The sequence below is a fragment of the Paenibacillus sp. EB106-05-06-XG162 genome (assembly GCF_058791655.1).
In genome coordinates this window covers 1,185,486-1,208,609 of sequence record NZ_JBYTDT010000001.1, presented here as the reverse complement: position 1 = coordinate 1,208,609, position 23,124 = coordinate 1,185,486, and the positions used below count along the sequence as shown (strand labels likewise).

20 protein-coding genes are annotated in these 23,124 nt (G+C 43.0%); 4 read left to right on the top strand and 16 right to left on the bottom strand.

Annotated elements, in window-relative coordinates; all coding sequences use genetic code 11:
• Positions 1-58: 58 nt before the first annotated feature.
• The 4 genes from AC3WU2_RS05290 to AC3WU2_RS05275 all read right to left on the bottom strand — a co-directional run bounded on the left by AC3WU2_RS05290 (position 59) and on the right by AC3WU2_RS05275 (position 5,044).
• Positions 59-679 (bottom strand): methionine ABC transporter permease, encoded by a 621-nt coding sequence (locus AC3WU2_RS05290; RefSeq protein ID WP_492451929.1) that lies wholly within the window; start codon positions 677-679, stop codon positions 59-61.
• Positions 680-735: 56 nt separating this feature from the next.
• The gene (locus tag AC3WU2_RS05285; RefSeq protein ID WP_492451927.1) at positions 736-1,803 is read right to left on the bottom strand and encodes a methionine ABC transporter ATP-binding protein; all 1,068 of its coding nucleotides are present in this window, start codon (positions 1,801-1,803) and stop codon (positions 736-738) included.
• Positions 1,804-2,272: 469 nt separating this feature from the next.
• Positions 2,273-3,304, bottom strand: coding sequence for a Cfr family 23S rRNA (adenine(2503)-C(8))-methyltransferase (locus tag AC3WU2_RS05280; RefSeq protein WP_492451925.1), 1,032 nt, complete (start codon positions 3,302-3,304; stop codon positions 2,273-2,275).
• 255 nt (positions 3,305-3,559) lie between these two features.
• A complete protein-coding gene (locus AC3WU2_RS05275; RefSeq protein ID WP_492451923.1) occupies positions 3,560-5,044 on the bottom strand; it encodes an Lsa family ABC-F type ribosomal protection protein in 1,485 nt (494 codons plus the stop codon).
• A gap of 467 nt (positions 5,045-5,511) precedes the next feature.
• On the opposite strand from AC3WU2_RS05275, the gene AC3WU2_RS05270 reads away from it, so the two are divergent.
• Positions 5,512-6,957, top strand: a complete 1,446-nt coding sequence (locus AC3WU2_RS05270; RefSeq protein WP_492451920.1) for a sensor histidine kinase — start codon at positions 5,512-5,514, stop codon at positions 6,955-6,957.
• A gap of 62 nt (positions 6,958-7,019) precedes the next feature.
• Here AC3WU2_RS05270 and AC3WU2_RS05265 read toward each other — a convergent pair whose 3' ends face one another.
• The 6 genes from AC3WU2_RS05265 to AC3WU2_RS05240 form a co-directional block, all read right to left on the bottom strand.
• A complete protein-coding gene (locus AC3WU2_RS05265) occupies positions 7,020-8,948 on the bottom strand; it encodes an RICIN domain-containing protein (protein WP_492451918.1) in 1,929 nt (642 codons plus the stop codon).
• Between the two features lie 246 nt (positions 8,949-9,194).
• Positions 9,195-9,998, bottom strand: coding sequence for an extracellular solute-binding protein (locus AC3WU2_RS05260; RefSeq protein WP_492451916.1), 804 nt, complete (start codon positions 9,996-9,998; stop codon positions 9,195-9,197).
• 201 nt (positions 9,999-10,199) lie between these two features.
• On the bottom strand, positions 10,200-10,667 hold the full coding sequence (locus AC3WU2_RS05255) for a VOC family protein (protein ID WP_492451914.1): 468 nt from the start codon (positions 10,665-10,667) through the stop codon (positions 10,200-10,202).
• A 55-nt stretch (positions 10,668-10,722) separates the two neighbouring features.
• Positions 10,723-11,850, bottom strand: coding sequence for a low temperature requirement protein A (locus AC3WU2_RS05250; protein ID WP_492451912.1), 1,128 nt, complete (start codon positions 11,848-11,850; stop codon positions 10,723-10,725).
• A 44-nt stretch (positions 11,851-11,894) separates the two neighbouring features.
• On the bottom strand, positions 11,895-12,455 hold the full coding sequence (locus AC3WU2_RS05245; protein WP_492451910.1) for an NADPH-dependent FMN reductase: 561 nt from the start codon (positions 12,453-12,455) through the stop codon (positions 11,895-11,897).
• Positions 12,456-12,587: 132 nt separating this feature from the next.
• A complete protein-coding gene (locus AC3WU2_RS05240) occupies positions 12,588-13,424 on the bottom strand; it encodes a helix-turn-helix transcriptional regulator (protein ID WP_492451908.1) in 837 nt (278 codons plus the stop codon).
• Between the two features lie 153 nt (positions 13,425-13,577).
• Here AC3WU2_RS05240 and AC3WU2_RS05235 point away from each other — a divergent pair, with 153 nt between their 5' ends.
• Positions 13,578-14,321, top strand: coding sequence for a phytanoyl-CoA dioxygenase family protein (locus AC3WU2_RS05235; protein ID WP_492451906.1), 744 nt, complete (start codon positions 13,578-13,580; stop codon positions 14,319-14,321).
• Between the two features lie 117 nt (positions 14,322-14,438).
• Here the strand turns inward: AC3WU2_RS05235 and AC3WU2_RS05230 are convergent, their stop codons facing one another.
• A complete protein-coding gene (locus tag AC3WU2_RS05230) occupies positions 14,439-15,260 on the bottom strand; it encodes a phytanoyl-CoA dioxygenase family protein (protein ID WP_492451904.1) in 822 nt (273 codons plus the stop codon).
• Between the two features lie 312 nt (positions 15,261-15,572).
• On the opposite strand from AC3WU2_RS05230, the gene AC3WU2_RS05225 reads away from it, so the two are divergent.
• Positions 15,573-16,442, top strand: a complete 870-nt coding sequence (locus tag AC3WU2_RS05225) for an AraC family transcriptional regulator (RefSeq protein ID WP_492451902.1) — start codon at positions 15,573-15,575, stop codon at positions 16,440-16,442.
• A gap of 93 nt (positions 16,443-16,535) precedes the next feature.
• Here the strand turns inward: AC3WU2_RS05225 and AC3WU2_RS05220 are convergent, their stop codons facing one another.
• The 5 genes from AC3WU2_RS05220 to AC3WU2_RS05200 all read right to left on the bottom strand — a co-directional run bounded on the left by AC3WU2_RS05220 (position 16,536) and on the right by AC3WU2_RS05200 (position 21,206).
• Positions 16,536-17,222, bottom strand: a complete 687-nt coding sequence (locus AC3WU2_RS05220; RefSeq protein ID WP_018758974.1) for a response regulator transcription factor — start codon at positions 17,220-17,222, stop codon at positions 16,536-16,538.
• Complete coding sequence (locus AC3WU2_RS05215; protein ID WP_492451899.1) at positions 17,219-18,700, bottom strand: sensor histidine kinase; 1,482 nt, start codon at positions 18,698-18,700, stop codon at positions 17,219-17,221. Before AC3WU2_RS05215 ends, AC3WU2_RS05220 begins: the two co-directional genes overlap by 4 nt.
• 15 nt (positions 18,701-18,715) lie before the next feature.
• On the bottom strand, positions 18,716-19,462 hold the full coding sequence (locus tag AC3WU2_RS05210; protein ID WP_492451897.1) for a DUF2705 family protein: 747 nt from the start codon (positions 19,460-19,462) through the stop codon (positions 18,716-18,718).
• Positions 19,455-20,192 carry an ABC transporter ATP-binding protein gene (locus AC3WU2_RS05205; RefSeq protein ID WP_492451895.1) on the bottom strand — a complete coding sequence of 246 codons (738 nt, stop codon included), beginning with the start codon at positions 20,190-20,192 and terminating at the stop codon, positions 19,455-19,457. Before AC3WU2_RS05205 ends, AC3WU2_RS05210 begins: the two co-directional genes overlap by 8 nt.
• Before the next feature lie 87 nt (positions 20,193-20,279).
• On the bottom strand, positions 20,280-21,206 hold the full coding sequence (locus AC3WU2_RS05200) for a hypothetical protein (RefSeq protein WP_492451893.1): 927 nt from the start codon (positions 21,204-21,206) through the stop codon (positions 20,280-20,282).
• A gap of 323 nt (positions 21,207-21,529) precedes the next feature.
• Here AC3WU2_RS05200 and AC3WU2_RS05195 point away from each other — a divergent pair, with 323 nt between their 5' ends.
• The gene (locus AC3WU2_RS05195; protein ID WP_492451891.1) at positions 21,530-23,089 is read left to right on the top strand and encodes a COG4705 family protein; all 1,560 of its coding nucleotides are present in this window, start codon (positions 21,530-21,532) and stop codon (positions 23,087-23,089) included.
• The last annotated feature ends 35 nt before the right edge of the window (positions 23,090-23,124 follow it).

Here is a 23,124-nt window from a genome sequence, read left to right as displayed (position 1 = left end):
TATTTAATTCAGCACGTACCCGAAGGCAGCATACTGTATTAACCGTTAAAGTCTGATGTTAACGCATTGTCTTCTTGGTGAAATAATCACCGATGAATTGGCATACAAACACCAGAATCAGGATCAAAATCGTTGCTACAAGTGTGACATCCGTCTGAAATCGGTTATACCCCTTATTTATCGCCAGACTGCCTAATCCTCCCGAGCCAATGGCACCCGCCATCGTCGTCAGTCCGATCAGGTTAATGATCGTAACCGAAGAAGCGCGGATAATCCCTGCCAAGCCCTCTTTCAGATAGACTCGGAAAATAATCTCAATCGGCCCCGACCCCATGGATTGCGCCGCTTCAATAATCCCTGGATCCACTTCTACCAGCGCATTTTGTATCTGTCTAGCATAGAAAGGTACGATTCCAATGACCAAAGGCACGATAGCGGCATGCATGCCGATCGATGTCCCAACGATAAGACGGGTAAGAGGAACGACAACGGCGATGAGAATAATAAACGGAATGGATCGGAACAAGTTAATGATTTTTTCCACGACACTATAGATCGGCCTATTCTCCAGAATACCTCCCTTATCTACCACAACCAGGGTAACGCCAAACAAAATGCCGAATAGCACGGAAAATATCGAGGTCACAGCCACCATATAAATCGTCTCATAGGTGCTCAAGAGGATATCCTCTCTTGAACTCCATATATTCGGGAAATATGTCATGAAAAATTCGCTCATACCGGATCACCTACTTTACTGTTCTGCAAATAACGGGAGTCGATCATTTCAACCGCCACCTGAATGGATTGCAAATACTGCAGCGCTGCTTCCAGATCGCTGGCGGCGCCCGACATGACAACGATCAGATTGCCGATCGGCGTCTGTTGTAAGATTTCCACATTCGCGAATATCAGATTGGTTGTCACGCGATATCGGGCGGTAAGCGCCGAAATGACCGGCTCGCTTGTACTATCGCCAACATAAGAAATCTTGCACAAGATATCGTTGTCCTTCAGATGAACCAATGACGGATGCAGCGCGAGCTTCTCCAGCGTCTGCTCTACATGTGTCGCCGTATTGATGAAATCACGGGTTAGCGCATTTTGCGGACTGCTGAAGATTGAGACGATATCGCCCTGTTCAATGATACGACCGGCTTCCATCACGGCCACTCTGTTGCATATTTCTTTCACCACCTGCATTTCATGCGTAATAATCACAATCGTCAGGCCGAGGTCTTGATTCAACTTCTTCAACAATTTCAGGATGGATAACGTTGTTTTGGGATCCAGCGCACTGGTCGCTTCGTCACATAATAGAATTTCTGGATCATTCGCCAGCGCTCTGGCAATGGCTACCCGCTGCTTCTGCCCACCTGACAATTGAGAGGGGTATGCATTCCGTTTATCCGATAAACCTACCAGCTCGAGCAAGTCATTGACCTTCTGGGCTCTTTCACGCTTGGATAGCTTGGAGCTTTTTAGAGGGTAATCCACATTATCATAGATCGTTCTGGAATTCATGAGGTTAAAATGTTGGAAGATCATCCCGATCTTCTTCCTGGCGGCGCGCAGCTTTTTAGGAAGCAAGGCCAGTAAATCCTGGCCGTTCACTTCTACGCTTCCCGATGTTGGACGCTGCAGTAGATTAATGACACGAACCAGAGTACTCTTCCCGGCTCCGCTGTAGCCTACGATGCCATATACGTCGCCGGCATCAACCTGCAGATCGACATCCTGAACGGCTGTCACCGTCTGAGAGCTAGATTCAAATGTCACGTTAATATTCGATAAAGAGATCATGATGCCCAACCCTTCCTAAAACTTCTATGTACGAAATCTCCAAAAATTTTATATAGGTAATTGTACATCAGAATACTCGGAATTGAAACTAAAATTTTTTAATAGCATCCTGCCACCATGTTAAGGCATTGTCCTAACAGTATACTCTTTGAGATATAGATTGCTTCAAACCTGCTTCCCTCACTTGTTTTATTCAACTTTTTGAATGATGAATCATCAAACTCGTCAAGTAAAGTCAGAATTAAGGACACCCGATCGGGTGCCCTTTGTGTGTAACGTCATATTCTACCTGGAAACTTTAGTACAAGTTTTCTACTAGTGGCCAAGTTTATCAACGTCACCTTCTCCCTGCAATATGTTCTTGTCACTCGATAATTGACTTCGATTGTCAACAATGTGTATCGATTAACCCACTATTCTTCGTATAATTAATTCTACTAATTCTAATGCGTGTGCCTTCAAACGTCGACTATTCGGTTCGGTATAACTGACCGCATGCCGCATGAATGTCCGATCCGAATTGAGTTCGGACCGTAACGTTCACACCATTTTGCTTCAACGTCCGAACGAACGTTTTGATCCTTTCGGGGTCAGTTGGCAAGTAACTTTGAGGCGTCACTTCTGTCGAATTGTAAGGAATGAGGTTCACGTGGTAGAGATGTTCCCAAGATCCCCTTCTCCTCAACAGAGCGGCAACCGCTTCCGCATGCTCCGTCGAGTCGTTGAACCCTCGAAGAAGAATATACGCGATATACACCTTTCTCCCCGTATGCTGGATATGGCGATCCAATGCATTCAGCACGTCGCGAAGCGGAAACTGCTTATTAATAGGCATCAGTTCGCTCCGTTGATCGTCGAACGGCGAATGCAGCGAGAAGGTTAGATTCAACTGTGGAAATTCCCGCGTCAATCGATCAATTCCCGACAACAGGCCGATGGTGGATATCGTAATTCTTCGATGTCCTAAACCGAATAAATGCGGGTTGGTCAAAATCGCCAGTGCATCGAAAAGGTGCGGGTTGGCGAGCGCCTCCCCCATGCCCATGAAGGACACACTGTCCAAGGCGTGGCCGTTCAAGTGAAAGTGAAGCAATTGGTCGGTAATTTCGTCGGCGGTCAAATTACGTTTCAAGCCGATAGTACCCGTGGCGCAAAAGCGACACCCGAAGCCGCAGCCGCACTGCGTGGAAATACAATACGATTTCCACCCCCGTTCATAGGTAAGTCGTACGGCCTCTACGCGTTCGCCACCATCGATGGCAAACAGCACCTTGCTGACTTGTTGCGAAGTGATTTCCTTTACTGGCATAACGCTGGAGACGTGCGGACCAAGCTTTTGGACCAACTCTTCTCGCAAGAATTTAGGAAGTATGGTGATCCGTTCGTATTCAGCAATTTTTTGATTGAAAATAGCGTCCATTATTTGCCCGTACCGATACGCAGGCTGCTTGAAGTCGGACAAGATTTGCTTAATCGTTTCATATTTCGAGGTTGGTTTCATGTGTTCTCCTTACCGCCGGAGAAAATGCAAAAAAGCAACCGTCATCCGTAGCTTTAATGCATCATTAACCAATTACGCAGGAAAAACACGATGCGTTTGCGGATAGAATCGCTACGTGCATCTGTCGATAGATTGGTAAACCTCCGGCAACAGATCTATTATTTTGTGAACCGGGTCAGCCGGAAGGAACTGGTTCACAGTATCATCTACAATCTCAAGCTCAATGATCATCACTTTCATCCCCCTAGAAATGAGTTAAACGTTCAGTTCCACCATTTTTGTTGCGATATGGTTGCAAAACTCGCTATCGTGCTCCACGAAAAGGATCGTCGGCGAATGCTCTAGCAGCAGCTCTTCGATTTGCATCCTTGAAATGACGTCGATAAAATTGAGCGGTTCGTCCCAAACATGCAAATGAGCATTTTCGCAGAGGCTTTTCGCGATCAGAACCTTCTTCTTCTGACCGCCGCTATAAGAAGCAATGTCCTTTTCGAATTGCAGGCGCGAAAAATCGAGTTTTCTCAAAATCGCTTTGAACAAGCTCTCGTCAATCTCGCTGGATCTGGCGAATTCCGTCAAATTGCCCTGCAACTGCGAGGTGTCTTGTGAAACGTAGGAAATTTTCAACTGGCTCCCTTTTCGAAACACGCCGGAATAAGGTATCTCCTCGCCGCAGATCAGCTTGAGCAAACTGGATTTGCCCGAGCCGTTCGGACCTGAGAGTACGATGCGGTCCCCTTGCTCAACCGTAAAGCTGATGTCGCGGCAAACGTTCTTGTCACCATAATGAATTGAAACACGGTCAAGCTCGACCAATTGGTGTTTATGATAAGTCATTTGCGAGATTTTCAGACTTTCCGAGCTATCGACATTTTTCAGAAGCTGGGATCTGTCCTCGATCGCGGATTGCTGTCTTTGCTCGATCGACTTGGACCGCTTCATCATTTTGGCGGCCTTATGACCGATGTACCCTTTGTCGACCTTGGAGCCGGAGTTACGGGTGCCGTTTTTCGTTTTTTCTACTTCGTGCGACCAGTTGCTCGTTCGCTTAGCCGCTTCGGACAGCCGCTTAATATCCTTCCTCAGCTTATCGTTCTCAGCTAGTTCGAAATTGTCCTGTCGTTGTTTCATCTCCCACCAGTCTGAAAAATTTCCTTTCTGGATTTCGATATTGGTCTTATTGATCGAAATAATGTGGTCCACACAATTGTCGAGAAACGCCCGATCGTGTGACACCAATATAAAACCGCTCTTGCCATTCAAATAATCACTTACCAGCTTTCGAGCATGCAGATCCAGATGATTAGTCGGTTCGTCGATAAGCAAAAAGCTGTTTTCCTTCAAGAACAAGACTGCCAGCATTACCTTCGTCTGTTCTCCATTAGATAACGAGTCGAATGGTCGGTACAACACATCTTCTGACAACTTCAGCAACGAAAATTCGCGCATGAGTTGCCAGTGCTCATAGTCCGGAAAGATGTCGTCGATTACCTCGAATGTAAGTTTCTCCTTGTGGTCGACATGGTACGGGAAGTACTCGAAACTAACGTTAGAGGAAATCGTTCCGCTATATTCGTACTTGCCGAGCAGCAGATTCAGAAACGTCGTTTTACCCCGGCCGTTCCTCCCCGTAAAGCCCAATTTCCAGTTGGTATCGATCTGTAAGCTTACATCCTCAAAAATGTTGTCGTAGCTGCCGTCATAGGCAAACGTCATATTCGTTACCTTGATCAATGCCATTTCAGAAGCCTCCTTTGTTCTCAAATAAAAAAAGAGCTGCAAGAAAGTTAACCTTTCTTGCAGCTCAAAAAATAAGGTAAATCCAACCCTACGCAGAGTCAGATAAGGATATATTTTTAGAGTGAAAAGAATAAGGTAACTTTCTTGCCAATAAAGAATAAAAACAGCGCAAAAAGAACTTGTTTTATTCTTTAAACTTCAGCAAGAAATTCTACATTATCCTCTTCAACTCCAATCATCAGAATTAGCGTAATCTTATCATACTCGCTATTTCATTTCAACTAACTCTTCGATGAAGACACCATTGATTTTAAGACTTCGACTTTGCTCGTCAGCCAATTTCATTTTACATTTTTTACGTTATCCTGCCCCAAATTTAGTTTCTTTTTAACTAAATTTCATATTACTTTAAGGAATATATACCAAAATCAGGATATTCTGTTCATCGTAATTTAGGAGGAGATTTTTTGACGATCCGGTTGCGTATTACGCTTTGGTATATGTGTCTCATCACATTGATTCTAATTATTTTTAGCACAGCACTTTACAGCTACGTCAGATACAAAACAAATCAGGACATTGTATCTACCATAAATAAAACCGCGATGGGTATTCATATCGCTCCATCATTAGATTTCTGGAATAACCTTCAAATCAGTATCTCCCCGAGCATTGTTAATAATCAAGTCATTATCCAAGTCGTAGATTATATCAATCAGCAAGTCCGCTACTCCAGAAACCTCGTAGAAGCAGGCATTAAGCTTCAGTATCCAGAACCAAGATTAGACCTTAAAGAAAATTACAGCAAGATCAGTATAAATGGAGATCCATTCACTCTCCTCAACATTCCAATATTACTCAATGACCACAGCTTAGTTGGACTTCTACAGGTTGGAATCTATACAGGAAAAGAAGCTAAAATTCTCCAGAATCTGCAGTGGATTTTGGTGTTATCATCGATCACGGTGCTGGCCATCGCCTTTCTATTGGGCTTATTGGTAACTAAACGAGCGCTGAAGCCTTTACACAATGTCATCCATGCCTCCAAGCGGATTGAGAGCGGGGACGATCTGAAAAAGAGAATCCCAAGAGATGTGCCTAACGATGAAATTGGACTTCTAACCGATACGCTTAATAGCATGCTTGTCCGACTGCAGGAGGCTTATCAGGACTTAAACGAAGCCTACGACGTACAGCGTCGGTTCGTAGCCGATGCATCACATGAGCTTCGTACACCGCTTACTACGATCCGAGGTAACGGCGACTTATTAAAGAAGCTTTGGAGCACCATTGCCTCAAATCCGAATCATCGTTTAGAGCCGCATCATATGGACTTGTCTCTGGAGGCAATTTACGATATGAACTCAGAAGCCGAACGTATGACCCGACTTATTAACGATTTATTGACCCTGGCTAGAGGCGATTCCGGTATTGTCATGGATAAAAAAACTGTGTCTATCTATTCCGTTGTTACCGAAATCGTTCGGAAGGCGAATTTGCTCCCGCGGACTGTTGAATGGCGAGTTGAGAATATAGATGATCTCTTACCTGTTCAAATCCATGGAGATTCAGATTATTTGCAACAACTATTGCTCATTCTGATCGATAATGCATTCAAATACACGTCCTCTGGATGCGTCGAATTAAGTAGCCTTCAAAAGGATGGCAATGTTGGAATCCGCATTTCGGATACGGGAATAGGCATGAGTTCGGATGAGCTCTCCAGGATGTTTGAGCGCTTCTACAGAGCGGATATTTCCCGAGGTAAGACTTCGGGGTACGGACTTGGGCTCTCCATTGCCAAATGGATCATCGAAGAACATGCCGGCTCAATTGAAGTGTCATCCAAGGAGAACGAAGGGACGACATTCATTGTCTGGTTACCCATGATATTCTTCAACAAATCTAGCTGAATTTGAACATGCAAAAAAGCTCATTCCTACTCATGGTTCAAGTTGGAATAAGCCTTTGCTTTTTAATTCACTTTCACCAATTTCCAGAGCTGATTAGATGAACCACGCCCGGTGTATTGGATAATTGAAGCTGAATCGGATGTAGATTCACCTTTGACATCAAGTACTTTATCGCTATTGATATTCACAATGGAGTAGTAACCTCCACCTGCGTCAATGAGCTTCCATTCTTGATTGACACCCCGCCATTCCGTATCGTGGTACTGGACAGCCTGTGCTCCGTCTGACGTCGATTCACCTTGAATTTCTAGCATTTTAACGCTATTACGGTTTTTGATTTTATAAATGCCTCTGCCCATATCTACAAATTGCCATTGCTGATTGGCTCCGCCGTTATCTCCGTATTGAATGACACTCGTGCTATCGTCAAGATAGGCACCCTTGACATCCAGTACTTTTCCGGAATTTTTATTCACAATTTTGTAGTACGCAGCTGTATCAATTGCCGCACTAGACGTGTGATTTTTAAGGTTTACACCATCGACGACATAAGTAGTTACGGAATAAGCAGGCACTGTATTCTGGAACGACTTGTTGTTCATTACCACATTGATATTTGCGAAGTTTTCTGGCGTTACACCGGTGGATGGAGCTACGGTGCGATACGCTGTTACTCCCCCGGTAATATCACCGAATTTAGACAGATCATAAGTAACATTGTTGGACGAGCTGCGATCGTTAACCGTAACGATGACTAGTTTTTGTGAAGCTGCATCATATGCCGCAACGGAATCACCATCTTCGATATCGATGATTCTATACCCTGGACGAATGAACTTGCTCCATTGAGCCATGGACCAAAACTTTTGTTTAACATGAGGTGTAAAAGCATTGTTATTTGCGTCGTTTAGATCGGTTTCAATCATACCCCACCCAGGAGCGGCATTTTCCTCTACGGCTTGCCAATAAACCCATGCGGAATTTTTCATGTACTTGATGTCTGATACGATGGATCTTGACATTTCGATCCCGTTCGCTTCACCATCGCCGTGCTCAGACATCCAAATCGGTTTGTTGCCCGCGGCATAGAAGACTTGTTTGCGTTCCGAATCGTTCCCGTAATACGTATGGACATTATACTGACTTATCATAGACTTGGTTATATCTGTATAGGCATTGATCGTGTCTCTCGCTAGAAAAACGGCGTTCGAATCCGCAGAGCTTTGGGTTGTTGGCAGACCTTTTTGCACTAATGCATCATGTACGTGTTGGATAATCGTTCCTCTGCTGTACTGCGAGTAGAAGGCTCCCTCTTGACGGTTGCTGTACACCCAGAGCCCGTCCGGTTCGTTGATCGGAGAAAGTGTTCTGAATGTAATCCCTTCATTGTCCTTAAAATGTTGAACGACAGTAGTCAAATAATCCGCGAAATCATCGAACATATCACCTTTCAGGTTATCCGTCAATGGTAATACTGGACCTGTAACACTGCCGCTATTCGTCATCCACCAAGGAGGCGAGTTTGCAAAGGCTTCGGCGATAAAATGCTCAGGAGTATTTCTTGCTTTGGCGGCTTGGAGCATCCAACGTTGATTTGCATCGCTGCTCCAGTCATAGTCCGCCGTAGAGCTTGCCTTAAATCCTGGCACGGCTGCACGAAGTTCCAAAAAATGATGCTGTGGATTTTCACCGCCACCGATATTGTAACGAACAATATTAAAGCCTAAACCTTGGTTTACATCAAATAATTGATCTGCATACCAGTTGCGTGTTGCATCCAATGCGCCTCCGATCCGGTTCGCAAACCAAGCTAATGACGTACCCCAGCCTTCCCAGGTTTGATACTGCTTGTCCGGGTTTACGATGGCCGTGTAAGAAGAAGCGTTTGCAGTTCTTTGGAGAAAAGGTGCACAAAGCGAAAAAATCAGTGCAGAAACAGCTAACAGGACAGTAAATCTTCGGTTAATCAACTGCTTTCTAATGTCATTCACCCTCCATTCTTGAATTTTAAATTTTGATGTCACAATCCGTATGCAATATGATTCATATCATGGCTGATGAATTTCAGTAAAGTGAACTATTTAAACCTAAGTGAAAAATCGGAATGTTTTTCGTAATTATTGTGTAAAAAACGAAAAGGCGCAGCCATAAGCTGCGCCTAATACCCATATGAACAGAATCTCGATTACGTGGGTGTTCTTTTGAACAGTCCTGTTATTATGATTTAAGGCTCGTCCTTATTTCCAGCCCCATTTTTGAAAGATTTGGTGAGATTCTTCCGATCTTAAAAAATCAATAAATTGCTGTGCCTCTTTTTTCTGATCGGTGATTTTTGTCAGGGAGATCGGTGTTCCACGATAGAGCTTCTCTTCTTCGGGCAGTTCGACCAGATCGGTCACATCCTGGAGCCGGTAATGCCATGATTCATAAGTAATCCAGGCGTCCAAGCTGGAATTTGATTTCCATTGTTCAATGGCTTCGCTACTTGATTTTACAGAAAGGTTAATATTTTGGAAGATGCCTCCGATCAGCCCTTTTCTGCCTGCTAGATCTTCCCACAGGCCAAGCTGGCCAGCCCCATTCACATCGAGTATTTTTACTCCATTCTTCGTTAAATCCTCAAGGCTTTCAATCTTCTTAGGATTTCCTTTCCTCACCAAGATTCCTGCAGCACGCGTGTAAAGCTCCGTTCGTGATTTCGTGTCGATCATTTCAGGGTGGTTAAAGATGAAGTCCTGCAGCATATACTCAGAGCCACCGAAAATAATATCTGCATCTTTCTTTGCCTGGCCAATCCATTTGCCCTCTGGTCCGGCTGTTACTTCCACCTTGATCCCTGTTTTAGCTGAAAAATGTTCAGCAGCTTCCTTGATCGGTTCAAGTGGCCCGCCAGGTCCGTACACCCGGATGACATGATCACTTTTGCTAGAAATTGGTGTCGTCTGGGACGCCGGCTTATTGTCCACTTTGGCATAGGCTGACACACCGGCAGTAGTAATGACAGAGAGTAGTAGAGCTGATAGGAACACGACCTTCTTCATAATTCTTCCTCCATTTTATACATGATTTTTACCGCTACTATAAAAGGAAACGAAAGAAGACTGTAAACGGTTTGATTATCATTACAAAATAGTTAGAAAGATTCATAAACTATTCCTTAAAACATAAAAGCCGCCCATTTGGCGACTTCAAAAAAGCATATGTGCATTCAAAGTTCTCGATTCCTCATTACTTCATTTCAATCACTTCTGTATCTTAATGCTTCTTCCGTGGCTCTTTTCCCATTCTTGCCATGCGACTACGCCCAATTCAGGCTGAGGTTCATCAGGCAACATGGATATAAACTCTAATGAATGTCCGTCTGGATCAGAAAAATATATGGAAACAGCGGGCATCCAACCGAATACAAACGGATTTTCAGTACCATCGTCCAAAAAGTTGCGGACTTTAAGTCCTCTCTCTTTAAGCCAAGGAACAATGCATTTCATATTTTCAATTGATGTTTCAAAAGCATAGTGCTGGCGAATGATCTCGGAAGGTTCTTTCTCCCACAATCCTAGCATTGCCTTTCCACGTTCACCCAGCCAATAGAAACGGACCCGTCTTGAGTCCTCATAAGCCAATGTCAACCCTAATGTATTCTCGTAGAACTCTGATGACCTTCCTAAATCAGATACGTTGATATGAGTTTCGAACAACCCTTTTATCATGGATAATCACCTCTCAACCTAGTATAGCGATAATCTTAATAATTTCCTATTAAGGTCACGTCGTTAATTTAGCATATACAACAAAGAACACCATCACTTCTCCAATGATTATGTAATTGGGAAGTAGGAATATCAAATCCACTGTAAAAAAGACTCCTAGTAACCCTAATAAGAACGCTAAGTGTGCTATCCCTAATCTTTGATGGATATGTCGAAATTTATGAAAAACCAACGAGGTTGAAAAAAAGTAGAGCAATACAGATCCAAAAATAAAAAATAACATAAATGAATAATTCAATTGGTTCAGAAATAACAATTGAATCGAAGCTGCGATCATACACATCGATAAAAAAATGAATAAATGACCATAAATAATAGTTTGCCCTGCAGTCTCAATTGTTTTGTTGACTTTCTTCTCGACGTTGTCAAAATATTGCCACCACATCGCAATAATTAATATAAAAGTTAATGACGCAAATAAAATAGATTGCCACATCCAGTGGCTAGACTGCAATACGGCTAGTATACTGATTACTGATTCGCCAAGAAGAATAAGTGTAAACAGTGAGAAGCGTTCTAATAGATGGTGAGTATTTATTGGGCTTCTCACCAAGTATTGCCGACCGATTATTGGGAGCAATATGTCTACAGCAATTCCCGCGTACAACACTGCATAACGAATCCACGAGTCAAAGAATAGTGATAAAGAAGATATCACCAAACCAATCCAAAAGCGACTCCCTAAATAGCGGGCAGTGTTCTTTCTATATGCTTCTTCTTTCTTATGTACCGCAAGATATTGAATGGCCGTCATAGCTCTTAGACCCACATAGCCTATTAAAAATGAAACATAGTATTGATCAAAATCAACCGATAGGCTGGCCGTCATTATTAATACAAAAAATAATTGTAGTATCAGAAATATTCGGTGAGATAAGATATCTTGTCCATACCGATTTACAAACAGCGATTGCCCTACCCAAGCCCACCAGATCGGAACAAATATTAGGACGAATTTCGTTAAGTACTCTATTGGAATTGAGCCATTTTCGACATGTAACAAGACATGACTTGCTTTAGAAACTGCCGCTACAAAAAGTAGATCATAAAATAGTTCCAGCCAGGTAACCTTCTTATCAGCAGATGTTTCATTTTGCTCAAACCCCGATACGTGTTTATTCATTATTTGCTCCTTCTTTTGAGGATTATTTCGTTTAATGTGTCCTGTCATTGTTTATCCGAAATGGCCTGCGTCAGCGCCTGAACCAAGGTGTGTATTGATGACATGTTCTTATTGTCCGCCACACTACCGTTCGGCCGGAACATCTTACTGACGAAAGGAACGGCTAGCGTTGCTTCGTCCGGGATAGAGGCGCTCATCATCTTTAGAGTCGCAATCAGCGATTGTTGTGCCGTTGCACCGCCATCCGGATGAGGAGACGCGCTTATAACCGCCGTCGGCATGTCTATGAATTCTCCCGAAGATACGACCCAGTCCAGCGCATTCTTGAGCGAACCTGGGACACCTCGCGCATATTCCGGTGTACAGATCACAACTGCATCTACTGCTCGTAATTCCTCCCGCCATTCGCGCACAGCTTCATGCGATTCGGCTTCATCACCATCTAAGTCTGGACTGAAATGCGGTAAAGCCGCAAGCCCTTGATACGTACGAAACTCTATACCGGCTGGCATTATTCCCCCGATGGACGAGAGCAACAAAGTATTGGAGGACTGCTTGCGCAGACTTCCGGATATACCAAGTACGATATGACTTTGATGTTCCATTTGGTTCACCATCCTTTTCATTCGATATCTACATTGTACACCCTGACATTAATGTCATAGTCAATGCAGATCCGACGCGCCAATTGCTATAGCATCTTATTTTCCCACTATCCTATTCGTCTCATGGATTCCTTAACCGTTAGGTTCACGCTTTGTCATTTGAGGCAGCCCGCTCCAGGATACTTGCCGGATTTCTGAAGCGGTTCGTCCTTTGTATTGCTTGATCAATCGGGCAAAATGATTGGATGTTTTAAAACCGCAGCGCTCAGCAATCTCGGAGACGGTTAATCCGGTATTCGTGAGCAGCTCCACTGCCCGGTTCGCTCGATAGGCCCATAAGTATTGCATTGGAGTCGTATGTTCATGCTGTTTAAACAACCGAATCAAATGCTCCGACGAAACACCAGCTTGACCGGCCAAATCATGTAGCGTAATTTCGTCTGAATAATGCTCATTGATCCATGCTAGCGCAGTATAAAGGGCTGGATGTTTCTCCCGCTGCAAAAGGAGTCGTCTCGTTTCAGTCGGATAAAGGTGTAACGCTGCGAGTCCTAGACTGAGGATCGTTGCATCATTGGGGGGCACATGCCGCAGCATACTGAGCATAAGATCGGTCAGCTTGTTCATCTCTTCCGTGAGCGGAAGCAGTTCTGGGAGCTGATGCAGCGTATTCCTCATCTCTTCCGATAGCGATGAGACATGCACAGAGATCCAACGGTGCCAGGTTTCTTCGGTTTTCGAGAACGTAAACAATTCCTCGTGACCCGGCTTCAAAAGAACGACATGACCAGGTAGTACATGTAGGGAACGTCCGTCGATAGTGACAGTCATCTCTCCTGTGTATAACAGAACAAGCTGAAGATCCTGCTGAATTCGGGGCCCATAGCGACCGCCGGGCGGATATACAATGGATCCAGCATACGCATTTCGTAAAGAATCGAACGGAAGTGACAAAGATACCGGCATCATGCTTACAAACCTCCATTCATCTCCACTATATTCTCTTTTCATAAACATATCAATTTCAGATACAATATTGCAAATTTGAGGCATTGTTGTACGTAAGATTACAAGGTAAGCTGAATAGCAAAACAATGCTCACGAAGAAAAGGAGAATTCGATATGAGTATAATAACACCTCCGCTATTAAAGCCGTTCAATGAGGAACAAATCGATTTTTTCAGAGAAAATGGATATATATTACTCAAGGGAGGATGTTCCAGTGATTTAGCAGATGCCTTTAATGGACACATCTATGATATTCGCAACCAGACTCCAATGCCGGAATGGGCGGCTTGCGAAGAAAGCAAGAAATATGCTGTGCGGCTGTTCAATCCCCACAAGCATGATAGTTTCTCTCGTCAATTGATGAAGCTTCCAGTAATTCGCGGCGGTCTGGCCCAATTGATGGGCAAAGAGGCCGTATGCGTTCAAAGCATGTATTTCTATAAAGAACCAGGAGCTTCCGGACAGGCATCGCATCAGGATTATTACTACATTAAGAACGACCCGATGACAATGATTGCCGCATGGACCGCAATGGAGGATTTGGTTGACGAAGAGAACGGATGTTTATGGGTCATTCCAGGCACCCACAAGCTTGGCTTACTGCCGCACGGCGCCGTCAAAAACTTGGAGGAGCATGAATCGTGGACGGAGGAGACTGAGGGTATAGATACGAGCCAACAAATTCCAGTGATCATGGAGAAAGGTGATATTCTCTTCTTCAGTGAATTGCTGATACACTCTTCGAACAAGAACAGGAGCAAAGAACGCTGGCGCCGATCTTATGTATGTCATTATATCCGCGAGGATTCCAATGTTCTCCATCGGGAAGATCTTCGGCAGAAATACCTGCTTTATTAATAAGTTTTCTTGATCCTCATATGTAAACTTTTGAAAAAAACGTGTTCTTCCGGCTCCCCATAGACATCTCTTGCATACATGCCCATTCTGGGAGCCGTACAACACAAATATAGCGTACTACGGATAGACAATAGGATTAATCGGACTTGCGGCGACATCACCCGGTTTAAGTCCTGGAAACCACCTTGCTAAGTCACTTCTTCGTGAATTGCTATCCGGTTCAGCAATAGGAAGTCCATCCGCAATATAGATGATAGTCATCACTTCGCGCATGCGATCCGTTGGGTTACCGGGAGCGCTGTGGAGGGTCCAACCAGCATGAAAAGTAGCGTCTCCAGCTGCCATAGCGCCGTATCTTACTTGTTCTAACCCTTTACCCTCAATGTAGTCCTTCAAAGTGCGATGTGACTCATCAGAAATCCCCTGCTTCGTGATATAGCCATTGAGATGGGAAGCGGAAGCAAAGGTCATAGATCCGACTTCCTCCGAAACGGGGACAAGAGGCATCCATAAGGTTATTGTTTTGTCGGTATCCAATGGCCAATAAACTTGATCCTGATGCCATGGCGTATGTCCGCCCCCAGGCTCTTTGAATAATGCTTGATCATGATAAATTCTTACTGACGGTACTCCCATCAGATCAGCGGCTACTTTTGCAAAACGGCGCGCCATAACAAATTTTTTAACGGAATCGCTCATTGTCCATAAGTTTTCGATCTGAATAAAGGCTTTGCCATACGTGTCCCTTTCATGCACCGGTTTTGTATGGTAGTTATGTTCTTGTACCATCTCACTGATGATCTCGCGATAGATGGACACTTCATCGTGTTTCGCCAGTCCTCTTACAATTGTATGCCCATCGCGCTGATAATGAAGGATTTGCTCTTCTGGTAGATGATACGCTTCGTCCAAATTAGGCAGGTTGTTTAATATGCTCATTCCGCTCTCTCCTTTTACAATCCATCATGCATTACATAGCTAAATTGTAAGAGATTTTGACAGTTTGGTCTTTGTATGCCATAATCGCGTTACTTGTATAAAACGACTAAATTTATAGTGAGTGTTCAAAAAGTCGGCATTTCAGCACCGAGAAGGTTGCGAGAACCTGAAGAAGGAGGAACGGAGTTTAGGCGAAACCTAAATGAGTACCGGACTTCGAAGGTGAACGCAAGATTCGATGTCGGTTATGCTTCTTGAATGACTTCGTGATCAAATGATGACTTTTTAAACTACCTCATATAGGTGAATATCATGAATCTGTTTTCATTTTCTTGTACCCATCCCATTGTCCCTTACATAAGAGAGAGCGATTTCGCGGTACGTAACGCCTATTATTCTCCTTTCCGGAAACTTCTTGATTATTTGTTTATCTATATACAAAAAGGAGAACTAACGGTCGTCGCCGATGGAACAACATATCAGCTTCAAGAAGGACAATTCTGTCTGCTTCAACCCGGTACTGTGCATGATTTGAAAGCCGTTTCTGATAATGAAACACCATTTGCTCATATGGACTTTTTCTTCCATGCTGACAGAGACAAAAGCTTTCCAACGAAACCTGGACAGATCGATGTACATGCATTTCAGCATCTCATGCAGCCTAGACTTAATGACTTCGAAGGTTTATCCATCCCTGTTCTGCTAGAGCCCAGCAAACCATATCTTTATCGCAATTTGCTCATGGAAATGATAGGAAGCTGGCTTGAACCAAATCCTTTATCTAAGCTAAAGACACAAGCAATTGCCGCCCAGCTGCTCCATCTCATCATTCAAGACCACTCTAATCCTGCCAACCTCGGTTCGAGCCATCCTCATGATCTGGATTGGATTCCGTCTTATTTTTCGGTTCATCTTGCCGAAACACTGTGTATACAAGACTTGGCTAAGCGCACAAACCTTTCCCCTTCTCGATTTAGAACCGTTTTTCGTGAGCGTTTCGGAGGTCCCCCGCATCAGTTTTTAATCAATCTCAGACTGGATCACTCGAAGGAACTGTTATCCTCAACTACTTATTCGATCGCCAAAATAGCTGAATACTGCGGTTTCTCGGATGTCAGTCATTTTACCAATAGGTTCCGTTCCCGAGAAGGCATGACGCCAGGAGCCTTTAGAGGAAAATAAACAAAGTATCCAACATGTAAATGGCGAGAAAAGTTAAGCACACGCTTACGCTGCTTTGTGCAGCCGTGCCTAACTCTTCTCGCCTGATTCTCCTTATAATCGAAATCGATACCCTGCGCCCCATAATGTCTCGATGTATTGGGATTTAGATGCATCTATCTCAATCTTCTCTCTTAGTTTCCTGATATGGACAGTTACTGTCTGTGAATCACCTAGCGCATCCATTCCCCATAATTTCTCGAACAATTGATCCTTGCTGAATACACGGTTGGGATTTACGGCTAGAAAATATAGTAAATCGAACTCCTTCGTCGTGAGGATCACCTCTTGATCATGAACGAAAACTCTTCGTGACCCATAATCAATCAAAAGGCCGTGAATCCGGATCTCTTCTTTTTTTTCCTTACTGCCAATCAGTCGCTCGTACCTAGCTAAATGAGCTTTCACACGTGCAACCAATTCACCCGGTTTGAATGGCTTGGTAATATAGTCATCTGCTCCAAGACCTAAACCACGTATCACATCGATATCTTCTTTCTTCGCAGTAACCATTAGAATAGGTACATTATGCTTCTCGCGTATTTGTCTACAGACATCAAAACCATTGATTCTTGGAAGCATCAAATCCAAAATAATTAAATCGTACTCCCCGCTCATCCCTAGCTTTAACCCCGACTCACCATCCGTCGCGATATCTACGGTAAAACCATTCGCCTCTAAATAATCTCTTTCCAGCTCCGCAATGATTTTCTCGTCTTCTACAATTAGAATTTGTTTCATTGTTGGTCACCAACTTTTTGATTTCGGCGTGGTAAGGTCAATGTAATACACGTACTCTCACCAACCGTACTATTTGCTTGAATCGTGCCATCATGACCATCCATAATTTGTTTGGTAATCGCGAGGCCGAGCCCGCTTCCCCCCGAGTTACTATTCCGAGACAGATCCGCACGGTAAAACCGTTCGAATACATGCGGCAGTGCGTCCGGTTCTATTCCCTGCCCATTATCCGTCATCTGAATAACAACGTCGTCTTTTGTCAGATAAGCCTGTAAATGAATCGTCTTCTCCGGTTTGTCCATATATTTTAATCCATTATCAATAATATTCGCGAATACCCGCTTAAGTTTGTCTCGATCGATCAACACATACGTCTCCGGTGCTAATGTAATATTCGATGAATAATGGACACCTTGTTTGCCGAGATCAAATTCGAGTTCTTCCGATAAATCTAATAAAAATGCGTGAAAATCAACGATTTCAAATTGAAATGGCAATCGGTTCAAATCCAGTTTTGAATATAAGAATAGTTCATCGATCAAGTGGTCCATCTCTTCTGCTTTGGAAGATATGATATCGATATATTTCTGTCTTTTCATCGGTGTATCTGCAATTCCGTCTCCCAGACCATCAATATACCCTCTGATTGCAGTTAAAGGGGTTCGAAGATCATGGGAAATGTTCGAGATGAGCTCTTTCCGATTCTCTTCATATTGGATTTGCGTATGAATTGAAAGCTGCAGCTGATTTCGCATTTGTTCAAATGCGACACTGAGCTCCCCGATCTCATCCCTGCTCGTCGGTTCAACTTGAAATTCCAAATCGCCTGCTTCAATACGTTTCATAGCATTCTTCAGCTTCTGAAGAGGTCGAATGATACTTCTAGATACGAAATACGTCAATAAGGTATTCGTCAGAATCAGAATAATAATACTGGTGATAAAGAGGATTGGGAAAAATTTCTGCGCGAAATTAACGACGGGATTCACGTTGGTCACAACGATGACACTACCGGGTATTTGGTCAGCGAATCTAAAGTCAAAATGTCCGAACGAAATGAGCTCCTTGCCAATATGTTCTACTTCATCTCTTTCCACATGTCCTGATCCTTCATATGCCGGCAAATGCTCTAGAATATCCGTCTGTTGTAATGAAGGTGATGAATAGATAATGCGTTGATCTTTACGTACAATCAAATTGGATTTAGTCCGTAGCAGCTCTTGATCCAGATCAGACAAGTAACTCGAGTCGAACAGAATGGAAGGATTCTTCTCAACCGATCGTTTCATCTCCTTCAATATGCCTTCCACATGTTGATCTTCGAACATGCGATGGGCACCTGCTCCATATTGCTCACGGATGGTCTGAAGATCACCACGAAATACGACAGTCAAGAGTATAGCTGTGAAGAATGTGATAACCAATGGAATAATTAGCATGGCTGCATACGAGAGCAATAACTTAATACGAATCGACATCGGTAGATTCCCCGTTTACACTTCTTTTCGATCAAATATATAGTAACCTAGTGTAAAAAACAACACACAGCTGGATAACAAATAAAGTGAAGTAGACCATAACTTACTTACAGCGACGGTATGGCTGATCCATAGCATATGCCAGTCGGTATAGGAAGCAGGTGAGAATGTAGACATGGCACTCAATAGAAATGGTGAAATTTTAAGTGCCACATAGAGTACAATAGCTGACACCATAAACCCACTCGCACTTTTGAAAAATTGAGATACAAAAACAAAGACTGCAGATAGCGCGACCATCGCAACGAAAGCAGCAACATAGGCCTTAAATACGCCCATTCCCTCTGTGAAACTAAGAGCAGTACCTGCAAATACATTACAAATCAACGTAACCACGCCTAGTAATACTAGTAACGCACCAATCCCCACAGCGAGTGCTGCAACCTTCGCACAGAACACTTGAAATCTCGTATTAGGCCGTAGGAAAGCAAGCTTCAAGGTTCGTGTAGCCACTTCACTTGGGAATAGATCGGCCGTCATGGTTAAGATGAAGAGGGGAATCCATACCACCGTATAAATACTTAACATCTGAATCGGAAAGGATTGGCTAACCGCTACAAGTCCCAATATAGGCTGTAATGCGTGAAGCGACACGGCTAGCAGAATCGGAAGAATGACTGAGAATGCGAAGAATGCTATCATTTTCTTACGGTATAAGAGCAACCATAGCTCATTGATAAATCCTGCTCTCCATTTATGCACTTTCCTTCCCCCCTTTCCTGCATTCTAATTCATGAATATAGAATTGTTCCAGCGATTGCCCACTCGCAAGCAAGTGAGATACATACCCTTCCTGAATCAATTGCCCCTCCACGATGATCCCCACTCGGTTACATAGTTGCTCCAGTTCATGGATCATATGACTAGAGATAAGGAATGTCGTTCCATGCTCTTCAGACAACTGTTTAATAAGCCGACGAAACATGACCGTGCCTTCAATGTCCAGACCATTCGTAGGTTCATCCAAAATAACAAATTTCGGATTCGGCAATATAGCCGCAGCAAGCGCTAATTTCTGCTTCATGCCGGTCGAATAATTTTTGATTTTATCTTTGCGAACTTGGATCAAGCCTACAATCTCTAACACCTCCGTAATTCGTTGATCCGTAATATTCGGATAGAATCGACCAACCAACTTTAAATATTGCGATGCTGTTATAAAATCATGAAAATCTGCTGATTCAATCATACAGCCAACATGCTGCATACCCTCTTCAAATTGATCGATTAGGTCTCCATTAAAGAGTGTAATCTTCCCTTGATCCGCACGGATCAATCCTGTAATGAGCTTCAAGAATGTTGTCTTGCCTGCCCCATTCGGCCCAAGTAATCCATACACATCACCGGCATGCAGCTGCAGACTGATATCTCGAATCCCTCTACTGTTACGATACACTTTCGTAAGTTGATGCGTCTCTAATATCGGTTCCATCTGGATGACTCCTCCTTCATATAGTGATGCAGCAGATAGGCACTGAGTAGAAGCCTACCTGCTGCTGATCCAATATCGTTACTTTATTTATTCATTGTCATCGTGAAATTTACCATGATGACGGTTATCCATTTGTTGAACCTTTTTACCAGAAAGATCAATCGTATCTGGTGTTGTTGTGTTATAACCCGAAAGGTTCGCCTGCAGGTGTACAGTCACTTGATGCGCTGTGCCGCTAGCATCTTTACCGGACACCGTGATGTCAGCTTCTTGATGCTCAATATAGTTAGCATCGTTAATATTCGCTTTAAAGGAAACCTTCTCAATCTTAATATCTTGCGTCAATTGAGGTGTTGAACCTTGAAGTAGATCGCGATTAAATGGAAGTTGTTTCGCATCGTTGTTGTCTTTCTTCTCCCCATCTCGCTCATGATTGGAAGCCTGTTTAATCACAATCGGTGCGATCGCGTTCACAACCGTTGGTAGCTGTGAATTATCAAGTTGAGCCGTAATCTCCTTGGAACCATCTGTCTTCGCATCTACAGCGACATAATCCTTCAAGTTCCCTACTAGCGCATCAATAACTGTCTCAACTTGTTGCGAAATTTGCGGATCTAGCGTTTCTTTTGCTTCGTTCTTGTTTTTTCCTTTCTCACGTTCTTGTTGGACATAATACGTGTCATTTGCACTTGATTTAAGTACGGTCTGATCTTTCTGTCTATAGAAGTTAACCGATTGTGTTGCACCATTAGCCTTTACATCTGCACTACCGCTCGCTGTCTGTTTGTCTAGGCTGATCTTGAAGTTACCTGCCGCGCTTGCAAGAACATTGCCATTATCCTGCAAAGAAGCGGATGCTTGCACTGCTACATTCTGAATCGTTCTTGTGTTCTTCAGAGCAGATTTATACGCGTCATACCCCGATGTACTTGCAAATGCACTTACTCCTGTTGTAATCATCATGACGCTACTAATCCCTAGCGTGCCGCCTAGCATTAACCATTTCTTCTTCATGTTCTACCTCCTGCAAAATAAGATTTTTGACTTACAAGATCAATCATAGGCACTAAAACTGAAAATCTTGTGAACCAATTATTAAAATCTTATTAAATCAACAAAAAGCATCAAACGTGAATTTTCATGAGAAATAGACAACTGCCTAAGACAGTTGCCCTTACATTCCAGTTTATGCAGTATCCTTCTCATTATATTTTAATCTTACTATATTAATGTTGATTTACTCTCACTTAACGTGTTTTAAAAACAGATATTTTTTATTGATTTGGGAATAATTAAAAAAAGTTGTGGGAAACCACTACAAAGGAAGGAAGTTATGTATGGAAGTGAACGAAAATAAATTAAAAATTATACTTAGCAAGGTACCTGAGGTTACTATTTTCTTTTGGATTATTAAGATTTTATGCACAACGGTCGGTGAAACATTTGCTGACTTCATAAATTTCAGTCTCGGATTTGGATTATCGCTCACGACAATCATCATGGGAGTAGCGTTTTTCATTGTATTGTTCTTTCAATTCAGAGCAACGAAATATGTTCCAAGCATTTATTGGCTAACGGTTGTGCTTATTAGCGTATTTGGGACGTTGGTAACGGATAATCTGACAGACAATATCGGAATACCTCTTGAGACGAGTACAATCGTTTTCTCTGTACTGCTAGGATTAACTTTTCTTTTTTGGTATCTTAGTGAAAAAACACTCTCGATCCACTCGATTTATACAAGAAAAAGAGAAGTTTTCTATTGGCTTACCATTCTTTTCACATTTGCACTTGGAACAGCAGTCGGCGATTTATTCTCCGAACAACTCGGTCTTGGTTATCTTCTCACAGGAACAACAGTCATTATTATAATTGCTTGTGTATTCTTGGCATGGAAATTCCTGAAACTCGATGGGATATTAGCGTTTTGGATTGCTTATATTCTCACTCGTCCACTCGGAGCATCATTAGGAGATTACCTATCTCAACCAACAAATAATGGTGGGTTAGGTTTGGGGACAACCGTTACGAGTGTCATTTTCCTTACAGCTATTCTAGCGATCATCGTATTTCTTGCTGCTACAGAATTTGATACAACCGCAAAAAATGAACCAGCAGAAACAAACCAAGCAACTGGAAGCAAGAAAAATGTTTTGGTGCAAACCATTGTGGTACTGTGTATTTTCTTAGTTGTTGGTATAGGCGGTTATGTTGGGTTAAGCAATAATATTGCATCGCAAACCGATTCTACACAAGCTACATTAGCAGGACAATTAACTGATTTCATTAAAATTGAAAGTGATATGCTAAACAATGTAAACGCAAATGACTTTGCTTCGGCCAAAAAAGGCGCTGACAATTTGGAACATCAATGGGATACCGCTGAGCCTAAGCTTCGGAAAATTGATAGCAACACATGGGTACAAATTGATGGAACGATTGACGTGGTATTAGCAGCTGTTCGTTCAGGAAACCCTGATGCTAGCCAATGCAAATCTGCACTTAACGATTCACTTAGTACCTTTAACGGAGCAAATAAATCAGCATCGCAAACCGATTCTTCACAAACTAATACATCCGTTGGAAAATCGCAAACCGATTCTTCACAAAATAAATTAGCTGGACAATTAACAGACTTCGTTAAAATCGAAAGTGATATGCTAAACGATGTAAACTCAAATGACTTTGCTTCGGCCAAAAAAGGCGCAGACAATTTGGAACATCAATGGGACACAGCTGAGCCTAAGCTTAGGAAAATAGATAGCAAAACATGGGTACAAATTGATGGAACGATTGATGTGGTATTAGCTGCAGCTCGTTCAGGAAGCCCTGATGCTAGCAAGTGCAAATCTGCACTTAACGATTCGCTTAGTACCTTAAACGAAGCAAATAAATAAGCGTGAAAAACGGTCGGCTGTATTCAGCCGACTGT

Coding starts and splice junctions, on each gene's coding strand:
- AC3WU2_RS05285 (WP_492451927.1), bottom strand. CDS start 1,803: ATGATCTCTTTATCGAATATTAACGTGACATTTGAATCTAGCTCTCAG.
- AC3WU2_RS05280 (WP_492451925.1), bottom strand. CDS start 3,304: ATGAAACCAACCTCGAAATATGAAACGATTAAGCAAATCTTGTCCGAC.
- AC3WU2_RS05275 (WP_492451923.1), bottom strand. CDS start 5,044: ATGGCATTGATCAAGGTAACGAATATGACGTTTGCCTATGACGGCAGC.
- AC3WU2_RS05260 (WP_492451916.1), bottom strand. CDS start 9,998: ATGAAGAAGGTCGTGTTCCTATCAGCTCTACTACTCTCTGTCATTACT.
- AC3WU2_RS05255 (WP_492451914.1), bottom strand. CDS start 10,667: ATGATAAAAGGGTTGTTCGAAACTCATATCAACGTATCTGATTTAGGA.
- AC3WU2_RS05250 (WP_492451912.1), bottom strand. CDS start 11,850: ATGAATAAACACGTATCGGGGTTTGAGCAAAATGAAACATCTGCTGAT.
- AC3WU2_RS05245 (WP_492451910.1), bottom strand. CDS start 12,455: ATGGAACATCAAAGTCATATCGTACTTGGTATATCCGGAAGTCTGCGC.
- AC3WU2_RS05240 (WP_492451908.1), bottom strand. CDS start 13,424: ATGATGCCGGTATCTTTGTCACTTCCGTTCGATTCTTTACGAAATGCG.
- AC3WU2_RS05235 (WP_492451906.1), top strand. CDS start 13,578: ATGAGTATAATAACACCTCCGCTATTAAAGCCGTTCAATGAGGAACAA.
- AC3WU2_RS05230 (WP_492451904.1), bottom strand. CDS start 15,260: ATGAGCATATTAAACAACCTGCCTAATTTGGACGAAGCGTATCATCTA.
- AC3WU2_RS05225 (WP_492451902.1), top strand. CDS start 15,573: ATGAATCTGTTTTCATTTTCTTGTACCCATCCCATTGTCCCTTACATA.
- AC3WU2_RS05220 (WP_018758974.1), bottom strand. CDS start 17,222: ATGAAACAAATTCTAATTGTAGAAGACGAGAAAATCATTGCGGAGCTG.
- AC3WU2_RS05215 (WP_492451899.1), bottom strand. CDS start 18,700: ATGTCGATTCGTATTAAGTTATTGCTCTCGTATGCAGCCATGCTAATT.
- AC3WU2_RS05205 (WP_492451895.1), bottom strand. CDS start 20,192: ATGGAACCGATATTAGAGACGCATCAACTTACGAAAGTGTATCGTAAC.
- AC3WU2_RS05200 (WP_492451893.1), bottom strand. CDS start 21,206: ATGAAGAAGAAATGGTTAATGCTAGGCGGCACGCTAGGGATTAGTAGC.
- AC3WU2_RS05195 (WP_492451891.1), top strand. CDS start 21,530: ATGGAAGTGAACGAAAATAAATTAAAAATTATACTTAGCAAGGTACCT.